Below are 13,170 nucleotides of genomic sequence, written 5' to 3'. Positions count from 1 at the left end.
ACAGAATAATGAAAATAAATGAAGACAGGAGAACAGAGTATTGAGCGACAAGAAATTTGCAGTATTGATTGATTCGGATAATATCTCCGCAAAGTATATTACATGTATTCTGGATGAGATGACCCGGTATGGAGTCATTACTTACAAAAGGATTTACGGAGATTGGACAAGCTCCCAGATGGGAAAATGGAAAATGGAGCTTCTTGAAAATTCAATCACTCCAATCCAGCAATTTTCCAATACTGTAGGAAAGAATGCCACCGATTCGGCCCTGATCATTGATGCCATGGACTTGCTTTATACGGACAATGTGGATGGATTCTGCATCGTATCCAGCGACAGTGATTTCACCCGCTTAGCCAGCAGGCTCCGGGAGTCCGGAAAGGAAGTTATCGGAATGGGAGAGGATAAGACACCCAAATCCTTCCGGGCGGCCTGTACGGTTTTTACTAATCTGGAGGTTCTTCTTAACCAGGATGAGGAGGGGACAGGCGGAGGCGCAATAGGAAAAGAGGTGATTGAACAGGATATCACTTCCATCATTCTGGAAAATGAGGACAAGAATAAGGCAACCGGGCTTGGAGAGATCGGCAACCGTCTTGTGAAGAAATATTCTGATTTTGATGTGAGAAACTACGGCTACAGCTCCCTGTCCAAATTTTTGGAGGAAATGGGCAGCTTTGAGCTTAAAAAGTCCAATAATGTGGTGACCGTGCGGATGAAGGATAACCGTACCAAAAAGCAGGAACTGGATGATTATGCCATCTGGCTGGTAAAGGGCGGCGGAAAGAACGGTATGGAGCTGGCTGCCCTGGGAAATGGCATGCACCGGAAGTTTGCTGATTTCAAAGTAAAGGATTACGGATATTCCACCTTCTCAAAATTTGTTCACAGCATCGGACAGCTGGAAGTCAGGGAAAATAAAAATAACAATAAGACGGTATACTTAAAAAAAGAAGAGTAAATATTTGGCGGCAGGGAATACGAAATCTACGTTTCCCGGCCGCCTTTGGTTTACCATATTCCCAGAACAGCCTGAAGTACCAGGCTTACTGCAGAAATTCCAAACCAGCAGGAAAAGCCTAATAAAAGAGGCCTTTTTCCTGACCGGATCAGCTTGACCAGATCGGTATTGGTCCCAATGCCTCCCATGGCCAGAACAATGAAAAACTTACTTAAGTTCTTTAAAGGATCTGTGACCTGGGCCGGCAGGGAAAACACTGTCGTGATGATGGAAGCCAGCAGAAAAAAGAGTACGAAAAACGGAAGTACTTTTTGGATACTTATGGCTGGTTCCGAAATCTCTTTTTCCTTTTTGGCCCGGTAACATGCCAAAAACAGGGTAATAGGAATGATGGCAAGGGTCCTGGTCAGTTTTACTATGGTGGCGGCTTCCAGGGTGTTGCTCCCGTACATGCCATCCCAGGCGGAAGCAGCAGCTGTTACAGATGAGGTATCGTTAATTGCAGTTCCGGCAAACAGGCCAAAGCCTTCATTGGAAAGGCCCAAAGCCGTACCAAGGGCAGGGAATAGAAGAGCTGCCGCAATGTTGAATAAAAAGATGACGGAAATGGACTGGGCGATCTCACTGTCATCGGCATCAATGACGGAAGCCGTTGCGGCAATGGCGGAGCCTCCGCAGATGGAGGAGCCGACGCCGATTAAAATGGCGTTTTTGCCTGGAATCCTTAATCTGCGGGAAAGAAGGAATGCGGTCACCAGGGAGGTGGTGATGGTTGCCAGGATAATGGGAAGGGCTTCCCTGCCCTTTTGAAGAACCGTGGACAGATTCATGGAAAAGCCTAAGAGAACCACAGCATACTGCAGAATTTTTTTAGAAGCAAAGGCCACTCCGGGACGGAAAAAATCCTTCCTTTTTACAAAGGGGGCCATAGCCATGCCTATGAGAATAGCAAACACAGGGCCGCCGATGACCGGGAAGGCTTTTCCTAAAAACCACGCGGGAGCGGATATAAAAAGGCAGAGAAGAACGCCTGGGGCGTATTTTTTCATGGGTAAAATCCTCCTTGTTGATTTGAATTTATTATATTGGAAAAGAATAATAAAATAAAATTATTTATATTTATGAAACAATAAAAATATGTTATGGTTAATGAAGCAATCAAAAAGGAGAAAATAAGTTATGCTGGATTTTCGGGTGGATACATTTCTTGCGGTATGCCGGTACATGAACTTTACAAAGGCTGCCAGTGAACTTCACATCACTCAGCCTGCAGTATCCCATCATATTCATTACCTAGAGGAAAGGTACGGGGTTAAGCTGTTTGAATACAATGGAAAAAAGGTGGGCTTAACGGAGGCCGGAAAAGCATTTTTATCTGCTGCCACAACCATGAAGGCAGATGAACTGCATTTAAAGAAGATCATGGGACAGCAGTCAGGAAAAGGCAGGAGTCTGGTATTTGGAGCCACCATGACCATCGGGGAGTATGTGATGCCCCAGGCGCTGATACGTCTCCTTCGTGTTTATCCTGAGACAGCGGTCCGGATGGTGGTGGGGGATACCAGGGAGCTGTTTGCAAAGCTCAATGACGGGGAGATCGAATTTGCCTTGGTGGAGGGGTTTTTCCAGAAAAAGGAATATGATTTTCTGGTCTTTGCCTCGGAACCCTTTGCAGCGGTCTGCGGGCCGGATTACAGTTTTCAGCGGGCTGTAAGTAAACTGGAGGACCTGCTTTTGGAAAGACTTTTGATCAGGGAGCCTGGCTCAGGGACCAGGTATGTCTTTGAACGCTATCTGGAAGGTAAGAATTTATTGCTTCAGGATTTTTCAAATATAATGGAAATCAGCAACATCGGGGCCATGAAGCAGATGGCGGCAAAAGGGCAGGGGATCGCATTTCTATATGAAGCAGCTGTTAAGGAGGAATTAAACAGGGGAGTTTTGAAAAGAATAGAACTGGAGGATTTTCACCTGACCCATGACTTTACATTTATCTGGAGAAAGGGAAGTATATATGGAACCTATTATCAGGAACTGTTTGATATTCTCCATGGAGAATAATGCAGAAATAAAACATTTTTCCACCTTGAGTTTGTGAGTTAAAGGGATATACCGGCAGATCCTCGTTGCCCTCCTGCATAGTAAAATGGCGGAAACCCTTGGAAAATAAGGGCCAAACAGTGGAACAGGAAAAAATGAAAAATATTGACAAAAAAGTGTTGACAATTAATACAATTAATATTATACTAATGAGGCAGTCGGGAACAAGAGAAAATAAAGAGCTCCTGACCAAGACAAGCACTGGGATCTTAGCTCAGCTGGGAGAGCATCTGCCTTACAAGCAGAGGGTCACAGGTTCGAGCCCTGTAGGTCCCATTGATAAGCAAATTTGCTTATTCATAAAATTAAATATGGCGGAATAGCTCAGTTGGCCAGAGCACACGGTTCATACCCGTGGTGTCGAGAGTTCGAATCTCCCTTCCGCTACTTTTGGAGACATCTGTTTTACAGCAGATGTCTTTTTTTTGTGTATTCGTGTAGAAACTCAGGGACACCCCATGGAGGCAAAAGAAAATTTATGAAACTGTTCCAATTAAGCTGGTGGTATGGGATACAACATTTTAAAAAAGATGCATTGAGCCTTGGCCGGGAAACTGTATGGAGAGGCAAAGTGCACAAAATTAAAAATAAATATGATGAAAAGTGTAAAAAGTGACGGAGATCATATTGACAATTGATCATAACAGTGATAATATCAGTGGTATAAACAGCAGAACAAAGGAGATATGATTATGACAAAGAGAGAACGGGTATTGGCAGCGATCCAGGGAAAAGAAGTGGATTATGTGCCCACCGGGTTTTCGCTGCACTTTCCGGAAAGCGAGGCGAAAGGGGAGAAGGGAGTTCAGTCTCATCTTGAATTTTTCCGTCAGACAGATACGGATATCATCAAGATCATGAATGAGAACCTGGTTCCGGATGCAGGGGAGATCAGGACTCCTGAGGACTGGAATAAAATACCCACTTATTCCTTACATGATGGTTTCTTGAAAAGCCAGATTGAAATGGCAAAGAGAATCCTGGATCAGGCAGATCCGGATGCATTTTCCCTTGGCACACTTCACGGAATTTGTGCATCAGCCATTCACCCCATTGAGGGACGTTATGGCTATGAGGGCGTAAGAGAATTATTCTGCACCCATATCAGGGAGAAGAAACAGCCTGTTCTGGAAGCGTTTAAGAGAATTGCAGATGGGATGTGCCAGCTGGCAGTAAAATATAAGGAGATTGGACTGGATGGAATTTATTACGCAGCATTAGGCGGAGAGAAGCATTACTTCACTGACGAAGAATTTTCGGAAATGATAGAGCCCTTTGACAAGGAGATATTAAAAGCTTCCAAAGAAGCCGGAGGTATGAACTTTCTTCATATGTGTAAAAATAATTTAAACATGAAGAGGTACGAATCCTTTAACAGCCTGGCTGATGTGGTAAACTGGGGAATTTATGAGACTGATTTCAGTCTTGATGAAGGGAAGAGGCTTTTCCAGGGCACAACCGTCATGGGCGGGCTTGCCAACAGAAGCGGTGTTATGGTAGAAGGGACGATCAATGAGCTGAAGGCAGAAGCAAAAAAGGTAATTCGTGATAATGGAAAAACATCATTCATTCTTGGCGCTGACTGCACACTTCCTACAGAGATTCCTTATGACAGGATCCGTGCAATAGCAGAAGCGGCAAGAGAGATATAAAAGGAGGAAAAAAGATGAAAAGAACAGCATCAAGCTTTTTGGCGGCAGTAATGACAGCAGGCATGATCGCAGGCTGTGGGGGAAACAACGCCGGTACAGACAGTACGACGGCAGCCGCAGGCAACAGCACTCAGTCAGCAGACAAGGAAGAAGGTACGGCCGGGGATAAAACCGTATATCCGGCAGGTACCATCACCATCTACGGCACAGGCCAGCCCCAGTATCTTAAGGAGTACTATGATGCCTGGCTGGCTGACCACAAAGACATTGCTCCTGATGTTAAGATTGAGATCGTGCAGACAGAGGGGCATGCACAGAGCCGTGAGAAAATCACCATGACTGCACTGGCAGGCGCAGATGACGACCTTCCTGATGCTACATACTTAGATCCGGTGAACATCATGGACCTTTCTAAGGCAGGAATATTAAAGGATGAGACAGAGTTCCTGCAGCCCTACTTAGATAAGATGGTGGAAGGTGCCGCCAATGATGCTGCAGTTAACGGCAAGATTTACGGACTTCCGGAGTCGGTGCGTCCCAATGTGTTATTCTATAACAAAGACATTTTTGAAAAGTACGGTGTGGACCCGGCAATGATGGAGACCTTTGACGGTTATGTGGAGGCAGGCCGCCTGTTAAAGGAAAAAAGCAACGGTGAGGTGTATTTGTCCTACATCAGCCCCGGCAGCAGGACCTGGAGGTACTGGGGAAGAAGAGGTCTTATGCCTCAGGCAAATGCAAGAATCTGGGATGATAACGGCGGCATTGTAATCGGAGAAGATGAAGGGACAAAGCTGGCTTTGGGAACTTTGGACACCCTCTATTCAGAAGGGCTCCTGTTAAAATCTGAAATCATGGAGCCTGCATTATATGATGCAATCAACGAACAGAAAGTGGCGACCTTCTACATCGGTGCTTTCTGGGATGAGTTTATGAGGAAGAACTGCCAGACGACTTCAGGACAGTGGCGGGTCATGTCTTCCCCTGTGTTTGAAGGCGTAGGCAAGGCAGGTGCGCCCGTATCCTCCTATTTCTGTATTGTAAACAAGGGTGATAACGTATATGCCGGACTTTTGGAACAGATGTGGAAGGATTTTACCTTTGACACCCAGTCCAGAAACACATGGGTAAAATCCATGGAAGCCCAGAATGCTCCATATGCCAACCCTATTTCAATAGAAATGCTTCAGGATGACTTCTGGAAAGAGCCTTCCAGCTTTTATGGCGGCATGTCTTTCCGGGAGATAGAGGGCAAGTGTCTGGAAAACGGCGCAACCAACCTGATTGTCACACCTCAGGATGCAGAGGCAGATGGAATTATTTCAGCAGAGCTGGAGAATTACGTGGCAGGCAACCAGACCATGGATCAGGCCATTGCCAATATGGATAAGAACTTAAAGGCAAAGATCGGCAAGGCAGAAATCGTTAAGTAGAAAGGTACTTTATGAGGGGAAGGACCTGCCTTCCCCTTGTGTTTTTTGGCAATGAGCCGGTCGAATATGCATGCATATACATCGGGCGAATGCCGCATCAACTAAAAAACTCCAAATGCGTTTTTCTTAGTTGTAAAATATGAGGAGAGATCACATGCTTAAGACATTGAATAAATATAAAGCTCCCTATCTGTTCATACTGCCTTTTTTTCTGTTGTTTCTTGTATTCCAGCTGATCCCCGCCGTCTGGACCTTTGCCATCAGCTTCACGAACTGGAAGGGAATCGGTACGCCGGAGTTTTGCGGGTTTGGCAACTATAAAAAGCTGCTGATTGACAACATGTTCTGGGATGCTCTTAAGAATACGGTTGTATACTGGATTACAGGCCTGATATTCATACTGGTGCTTTCTGTGCTCATTGCAAGTCTGTTAAATTCAGATATTTTAAAAGGAAGGGCATTTTTCAAGACAGTTACATTCCTTCCGAATATCTGTGCGGCCATTGCCATGGGGTTGATTTTCCGTATGCTTTTTGATGAGAATGTGGGCCTGTTTAATGAGCTTTTAGTCACTCTTGGCTTTCAAAAGGTTCCCTGGCTCACCAGCACTAAGTATTCCAGGATTCCGGTGATCATGCTGAATGTGTGGAGGAATACTCCCTGGTTTACCATGATTGTATTTTCCGGCCTGCTAAACATATCCAGGGATTATTACGAAGCGGCGACTGTAGATGGGGCCAATAAATGGAAGCAGTTTTTTTATATCACCCTGCCATCCCTGGGCAATATTCTGTTTTTCTGCTCCATTACCCTTACCGTGGACAGCTGGAAGCTTTTTAATGAATCCTACATTTTGCCCGGACCGGGCACGTCCAACACATCCTTGTTCCAGTACATGTATGAATCTGGATTCAATATTTTCAACATGGGTTATGCATCCGCTATCGGCGTGATTCTTATTATGATACTGGCGGTCCTGTCAATGATACAGATGACAGTGAAAAAAAGACAGGGAGAATTATAGGAGGAGAGTATATGGGATATACGAGTAAGAAAAATCTGGCATCCTTTGGGGTTCATGGAGCATTGATAATCATTTCCCTGGTCTGCATTCTTCCTATTTTATGGATGTGCCTGATTTCCATTAAGCCAACTTCAGAAAGCATCAGCGGGTTCCAGTCCATTTGGATTGCTGAACCTACTTTGAGTAATTTTAACAAGCTGTTTTCCATGATACCTGTGGCAGCCAATTTCTTTAACAGCGTATTTACCACTGTTATGGGGACTGTGACTTCCTTATTTTTCTGTGCTCTGGCAGGATTTGCATTTGCAAAATACAAGTTTCCGGGGAGAAATTTTCTGTTTTATTTTGTTATTGCAACCATGCTGGTGCCTCCGGAGGTAGGAGCAGTTCCGCTGTTTATCATCATGAAGAAACTGAATCTGATTAACAGCCTGTGGTCTCTGGTAATCCCCCGTATCGCCACGGCTGTAGGTATTTTCTATATGCACCAGTATATCAGCGATGTTCCTGACGAACTGATCGAGGCGGCTAAAATAGACGGATGCAAGGATTTTGAAATTTTCCGGAGAATTATTCTGCCGGTCATTAAACCGGCACTGGCTTCCTGGGCTTCTGTAACCTTGATTGCCAGATGGAATGACTTTTTCTGGCCTCTGCTGTACTTGAGAAAACAGGCGAAATATACTCTGATGGTAACCATTTCACTGCTTCCTGTCAGCGAGGGCCTTTCAACGCCCTGGTCGGTAATTCTTTCAGGCACAACACTTGTAATTATTCCAATAATTGTGTTATATTTAATATTGCAGACATTTCAGAAGTCTGGAATGATGGCGGGGGCTGTAAAAGGCTAAATTAACGATAAGAAAAAGGGGAAACATGATGCAGGGCCAATCTATAAAAAACCAGGTGTATGAGGGTATCATGAAAGATATTCTGGATGGCGTCTACCAGGCAAATGATATTATTAATGAAAGAACGATCATAGAAAAATACGGGGTCAGCAAGACTCCTGTGAGAGAAGCCCTGGTACAGCTGTGCAGTGAAGAGGTGCTTAATAACATTCCTAGGTTCGGCTACCAGCTGACTGCCATACTTCCAAGTCAGATTATGGAGATTATAGAATACAGGAAAGTGATTGAACTGGGCGCTCTGGAGTTGTGTTTTTTCCGCCTTACCAAAGAACAGATTGACGAATTGAAGCGTCAAAATGAAGAGGCGGTACGGATTACCGAAACCAGGGATTCAAAGATCCACTGGGAAGCCAATAATCTTTTCCACAGAACCTTGTGCAGCTACTGCGGAAACAGCTATATACAGAAATCCCTGGCAGATGCCATGAATATCTGTACCAGGATATCCAATCAGTATTTTACAAAGCTATGGAATGAAAGCAAGGTCTCCGACGGAAGCAACCACGTCCATCTGGTAGAGGCCATTGAGTCCGGTGATTTGGAGCGGGCAAAGGCAATTTTGATTGATGATGTGGAATCGTTTAAGAATGAGATATTATAAGAAAAGCAGTATAAATACAAGGTTACAGGAAAGAGCGCCGCTGTCCGTACTGGATATATCAGTCAGGACAGAGCCGCTCTTTTTTGCCGGGCATAAGTGCAAATGGGTTTTTCCATAATTTTTATATTCATTTCTTCTGTTTTATGTTATACTAACAAATAGCAAAAAGTGGAGGGATTCCATGTACTATTTTATTGTAAACCCGAACTCACGCTGCGGGCGGGGAAGAAACATTTGGAAAAAAATAGAAAGAATGTTAAAAGCCTGCCATGCGGAGTATCAGGCCTTTCTTACGGAGAAGCCGGGAGATGCCAGAAGATTTGCCAAAGAGCTGACAGAAGGCTGCAGGGAATCAAGTGTTATCATAGGAGTAGGCGGAGACGGAACTGTAAATGAAATCCTGGATGGGCTTTCCTTTTGCGGTTCTATTACTCTTGGGTATATTCCTGCCGGATCCGGTAATGATCTGGCAAGAAGCTTAAAGCTCCCTAAGAACCCGGTCCGCTGCTTGAAGAAAATACTGCATCCGAAATATTACAAACTTATGGATTACGGAGTTTTGTCCTACGGGGATGGAGAAATATCCCACCGCCGTTTTATGGTCAGCGCCGGGATCGGAATGGATGCGGCCGTTTGCCACAGCATCCTTTACTCTAAGTCAAAGGGATGGTTCCATAAGCTTTGTCTCGGGAAGTTTGCCTATCTCCTGGTGGGAGTCAGGCAGCTTATTCTGGCCAAGCCCTCAAAGGGATATATTCTCCTGAACGGGGTTCAGAAGGTTGAGTTCAGCAACGCTTATTTTATATCCGTCCACATTCACCCTTATGAGGGTGGCGGGTTTAAGTTTGCCCCGGATGCGAATTTTGAGGACGGGCTGCTGTCTGTCTGCGTTATGAGCAACAGGAAAAAAGGAAAGCTGGTTCCTATTCTTCTTCGTTCACTTATGGGAAGGAAATCTTTAAATAGGGGCATCAGGTATTATTCCTGTGAGGAAGTTATGATCCATATGGACCGTCCCATGGCAGTTCACGTAGATGGAGAAAGCTGCTTTTGCCAAAACGACGTGCAGCTTCGGTGCATCAGCAAAAAGCTGCGTATGATTGTATAGAAACAGATATTAAATAGAAGAAACACCCTATGGGTATACCACTATGCCCAAAAAGCATGGGCAATAAAGTAGAAACACCCTGCGGGTATACCACTATGCCCAAAAAGCGTGGGCAATAAAGTAGAAAGGAAGAATTATGAGGATTGGACAGGGATATGATGTGCATAAATTGGCGGAAGGAAGGGATTTGATTCTGGGCGGCGTGAAGATTCCCTATGAAAAGGGACTTTTGGGCCATTCTGACGCAGATGTGCTGGTCCATGCAGTCATGGATGCCCTTTTAGGTGCGGCAGCTCTGGGAGACATCGGAGAGCATTTCCCGGATACGGATCCCCAATATAAAGGAGTATCCAGCATTGAACTTTTAAAGCGTGTAGGCGAACTTTTGGAAGAGCAGGGATATGTGATTGAAAATATCGATGCCACTGTCATTGCACAAAAGCCAAAGCTTTTGACATACCGGCCTGAGATGGTAAAAAACATTGGCGAGGCCTTAAAGCTTCCTGATGGAAAGGTCAATGTAAAGGCTACTACAGAGGAAGGGCTTGGCTTTACCGGAAAAGGAGAGGGCATAACCTCCCAGGCCATCGTCCTGCTGACCTCCATGGAAGATTACTGTTATGACGACAAGATCATGGCAGAGGGCTGCGGAGGCTGCTGCAGAGGCTGCGGGAAATAAAGCGGAATTGATGAAACACCCTGCGGGTATACCATTACACCCGATACAGCGGACCGGACTCTGCCCGGAAAGCATAGCAGTAAAGAGGAAAGGGAGAAACTATGAAAATTTATAATACATTATCCAGACAGAAGGAAGAATTCGTTTCTTTAGAGCCCGGAAAGGTTAAGATGTATGTTTGCGGACCAACGGTTTACAATCTCATACACATTGGAAACGCAAGGCCCATCATCGTATTTGATACGGTCCGGAGATATTTTGAATATAAGGGATATGAGGTAAACTTTGTATCAAACTTTACCGATATAGATGATAAGATCATAAAAAAAGCCATTGAAGAGGGGGTGGATGCTGACACCATTTCCAAGCGTTATATTGCGGAATGCAAAAAGGATATGGAAAGTCTGAATATCAAACCGGCCACCAGAAATCCCCTGGCAACTGAAGAAATCTGCGGTATGCTGGATATGATCGAAAAACTCATTGCATCCGGCCATGCATATGAAGCAAAGGATGGAACAGTCTATTTCCGCACCAAAACCTTTGAGGAGTATGGAAAGCTGTCTCATAAGAATCTGGAAGATTTACAGTCCGGCTTCCGGGAAATTAAAGTGACCGGAGAAGACGGAAAAGAGGATCCATCTGATTTCGTCCTTTGGAAGCCTAAAAAAGAAGGAGAGCCTTACTGGGAGTCTCCATGGTGTGAAGGGCGTCCGGGATGGCATATTGAATGCTCCGTAATGTCCAAGAAATATCTTGGGGATCAAATCGATATTCATGCAGGCGGAGAAGATTTAATCTTCCCCCATCATGAGAACGAGATCGCCCAGAGTGAGGCGGCCAATGGAAAGGAATTTGCGAAATACTGGATGCACAATGGCTTCCTGAACATTGATAATAAAAAGATGTCCAAATCTTTGGGTAATTTTTTCACTGTACGGGATATCAGCGAAAAGTATGATTTACAGGTTCTTCGCTTCTTTATGCTCAGCGCACATTACAGAAGCCCCATTAATTTCAGCGCCGATTTAATGGAAGCATCAAAGAACGGGCTGGATAGAATCCTGACTGCTGTGGATAAATTAAAAGGACTGGAGGCCTCTGCAAAAACAGAAAAGCTTCTTGAAGGTGAGGATAAAAAGGCCGCACAGGAGCTGGTTTCCAAATATGAGACAGCAATGGATGATGATTTCAACACAGCAGATGCTATTTCCGCCATTTTTGAGCTGGTAAAATTAAGCAATTCCACCACAAACGAAGACAGTTCCAAAGAATATGTGGTCTACTTAAAGAAAACCATTGAACGGCTGTGCGATGTTCTTGGAATTATTACGGAAAAAAAAGAAGAGATCCTGGATGATGAGATCGAAGCAATGATCGCAGACAGGCAGCAGGCCAGAAAAGACAAGAACTTTGCCCTTGCTGATGAGATCCGCGGAAAGCTTTTAGAAAAGGGGATCGTTTTGGAGGACACCAGGGAAGGTGTAAAATGGAAGAGAATATAACATCACTGTCAGGGTTTTCTGATTTTTTTAAGGATACGCTGAAGCTGAAGGAAGTGGATATAAAATCCTATTCTCCATTGGCACTGGCTTATATCGGGGATGCGGTATATGAATTGATCGTGCGGACAAAGGTTATGAACCATGGAAGCACCCAGGTGCATAATATGCATAAGAAGAGTGCCAGGCTGGTGAATGCAGGAGCCCAGGCAGAGATCATCCGCCGGCTTCTTGAAGACGAGGATTTAACTCCGGAAGAGGTGACAGCATACAAGCGGGGGCGCAATGCCAAGGCGGTGACGACTGCAAAGCATGCAACCGTTGCCGATTACAGGACTGCCACCGGATTTGAAGCCTTGTGCGGCTATCTGTATTTAAACGGCGATTTAGACCGGCTGGTCACCCTGGTGGGAAAGGGACTTGAACGAATAGGAGAACTGGAATGATAGAGGAATTTACGATAGAGGGAAGAAATGCGGTTTTGGAAGCATTCCGTTCCGGAAAGACGATTGATAAGCTGTACGTGCAAAAGGGAGTTCAGGATGGCCCGATCCAGTCCATTATCCGGGAAGCAAAAAAGAAGGATACCATCATTAATTTCGTGGAAAGGGAGCGCCTGGACCAGATGTCCGAGGAAGGACATCATCAGGGGGTCATTGCCCATGCGGCAGCCTATGAATACGCGGAAGTGGAAGATTTATTAAAGGCGGCAGAGGAAAAAGGGGAGCCCCCCTTCCTCTTCCTGTTAGACGGGATCGAGGATCCACATAATCTGGGGGCGATCATCCGTACAGCCAATTTAGCCGGGGCACATGGGGTCATTATTCCAAAACGCCGGGCAGTGGGACTTACGGCAACGGTTGCAAAGACCTCAGCAGGGGCGCTTAATTATACGCCGGTGGCCAAGGTCACCAACTTAACGGCTACCATGGAAGAATTGAAGAAAAAAGGAATGTGGTTTGTCTGTGCCGATATGGGCGGGGAAATGATGTACCGCCTTGATTTAAAGGGGCCAATCGGCCTTGTAATCGGCGGTGAGGGCAGCGGTGTGGGAAAACTGGTCAGGGAAACATGTGACATGGTCGCTTCCATACCTATGAAGGGGGATATCGATTCTTTGAATGCTTCTGTAGCAGCAGGTGTGCTGGCGTATGAGATTGTTAGACAACGTTTGGGACAATAGATGAGGAGAGATG

Annotated in this window: 13 protein-coding genes and 2 tRNA genes; 14 read left to right on the top strand and 1 reads right to left on the bottom strand. The window is 45.2% G+C overall.

What is annotated here, in order from left to right; translation table 11 throughout:
• Positions 1-40: 40 nt before the first annotated feature.
• The gene (locus tag K401_RS0130345) at positions 41-964 is read left to right on the top strand and encodes an NYN domain-containing protein (protein ID WP_024296485.1); all 924 of its coding nucleotides are present in this window, start codon (positions 41-43) and stop codon (positions 962-964) included.
• A gap of 50 nt (positions 965-1,014) precedes the next feature.
• On the opposite strand, the gene K401_RS0130340 is transcribed toward K401_RS0130345, so the two are convergent.
• The gene (locus K401_RS0130340) at positions 1,015-2,013 is read right to left on the bottom strand and encodes a YeiH family protein (protein WP_024296484.1); all 999 of its coding nucleotides are present in this window, start codon (positions 2,011-2,013) and stop codon (positions 1,015-1,017) included.
• A gap of 130 nt (positions 2,014-2,143) precedes the next feature.
• Between K401_RS0130340 and K401_RS0130335 the strand changes: the two genes are divergently transcribed.
• The 13 genes from K401_RS0130335 (at position 2,144) to rlmB (ending at position 13,157) form a co-directional block, all read left to right on the top strand.
• A complete protein-coding gene (locus K401_RS0130335) occupies positions 2,144-3,025 on the top strand; it encodes a LysR family transcriptional regulator (RefSeq protein ID WP_024296483.1) in 882 nt (293 codons plus the stop codon).
• A 242-nt stretch (positions 3,026-3,267) separates the two neighbouring features.
• A tRNA-Val gene (locus K401_RS0130330) sits at positions 3,268-3,340 on the top strand.
• Between the two features lie 37 nt (positions 3,341-3,377).
• A tRNA-Met gene (locus K401_RS0130325) sits at positions 3,378-3,451 on the top strand.
• Between the two features lie 305 nt (positions 3,452-3,756).
• Positions 3,757-4,716, top strand: coding sequence for a uroporphyrinogen decarboxylase family protein (locus K401_RS0130315; protein WP_024296482.1), 960 nt, complete (start codon positions 3,757-3,759; stop codon positions 4,714-4,716).
• A 14-nt stretch (positions 4,717-4,730) separates the two neighbouring features.
• Positions 4,731-6,149, top strand: coding sequence for an ABC transporter substrate-binding protein (locus tag K401_RS0130310; protein ID WP_024296481.1), 1,419 nt, complete (start codon positions 4,731-4,733; stop codon positions 6,147-6,149).
• A 154-nt stretch (positions 6,150-6,303) separates the two neighbouring features.
• Positions 6,304-7,173 (top strand): carbohydrate ABC transporter permease, encoded by an 870-nt coding sequence (locus K401_RS0130305; protein ID WP_024296480.1) that lies wholly within the window; start codon positions 6,304-6,306, stop codon positions 7,171-7,173.
• An 11-nt stretch (positions 7,174-7,184) separates the two neighbouring features.
• Positions 7,185-8,024, top strand: a complete 840-nt coding sequence (locus tag K401_RS0130300) for a carbohydrate ABC transporter permease (RefSeq protein ID WP_024296479.1) — start codon at positions 7,185-7,187, stop codon at positions 8,022-8,024.
• A 25-nt stretch (positions 8,025-8,049) separates the two neighbouring features.
• Positions 8,050-8,685: a GntR family transcriptional regulator gene (locus K401_RS0130295; protein ID WP_330363192.1), complete on the top strand. Its 636-nt coding sequence runs from the start codon at positions 8,050-8,052 to the stop codon at positions 8,683-8,685.
• Between the two features lie 181 nt (positions 8,686-8,866).
• Positions 8,867-9,793 (top strand): diacylglycerol/lipid kinase family protein, encoded by a 927-nt coding sequence (locus K401_RS0130290; protein WP_024296477.1) that lies wholly within the window; start codon positions 8,867-8,869, stop codon positions 9,791-9,793.
• A 136-nt stretch (positions 9,794-9,929) separates the two neighbouring features.
• Positions 9,930-10,472 carry a 2-C-methyl-D-erythritol 2,4-cyclodiphosphate synthase gene (gene ispF, locus K401_RS0130285; protein ID WP_024296476.1) on the top strand — a complete coding sequence of 181 codons (543 nt, stop codon included), beginning with the start codon at positions 9,930-9,932 and terminating at the stop codon, positions 10,470-10,472.
• A 101-nt stretch (positions 10,473-10,573) separates the two neighbouring features.
• Complete coding sequence (gene cysS, locus K401_RS0130280; protein ID WP_024296475.1) at positions 10,574-11,977, top strand: cysteine--tRNA ligase; 1,404 nt, start codon at positions 10,574-10,576, stop codon at positions 11,975-11,977.
• Positions 11,962-12,420: a Mini-ribonuclease 3 gene (locus tag K401_RS0130275; protein WP_024296474.1), complete on the top strand. Its 459-nt coding sequence runs from the start codon at positions 11,962-11,964 to the stop codon at positions 12,418-12,420. The genes cysS and K401_RS0130275 overlap by 16 nt, the downstream gene beginning before the upstream one ends.
• Positions 12,417-13,157 carry a 23S rRNA (guanosine(2251)-2'-O)-methyltransferase RlmB gene (gene rlmB / locus K401_RS0130270; RefSeq protein WP_024296473.1) on the top strand — a complete coding sequence of 247 codons (741 nt, stop codon included), beginning with the start codon at positions 12,417-12,419 and terminating at the stop codon, positions 13,155-13,157. Before K401_RS0130275 ends, rlmB begins: the two co-directional genes overlap by 4 nt.
• The last annotated feature ends 13 nt before the right edge of the window (positions 13,158-13,170 follow it).

It is taken from the genome of Lacrimispora indolis DSM 755, assembly GCF_000526995.1.
In the GTDB taxonomy this organism is placed as follows: domain Bacteria; phylum Bacillota; class Clostridia; order Lachnospirales; family Lachnospiraceae; genus Lacrimispora; species Lacrimispora indolis.
This window is presented reverse-complemented; position numbering and strand designations above follow the sequence as displayed.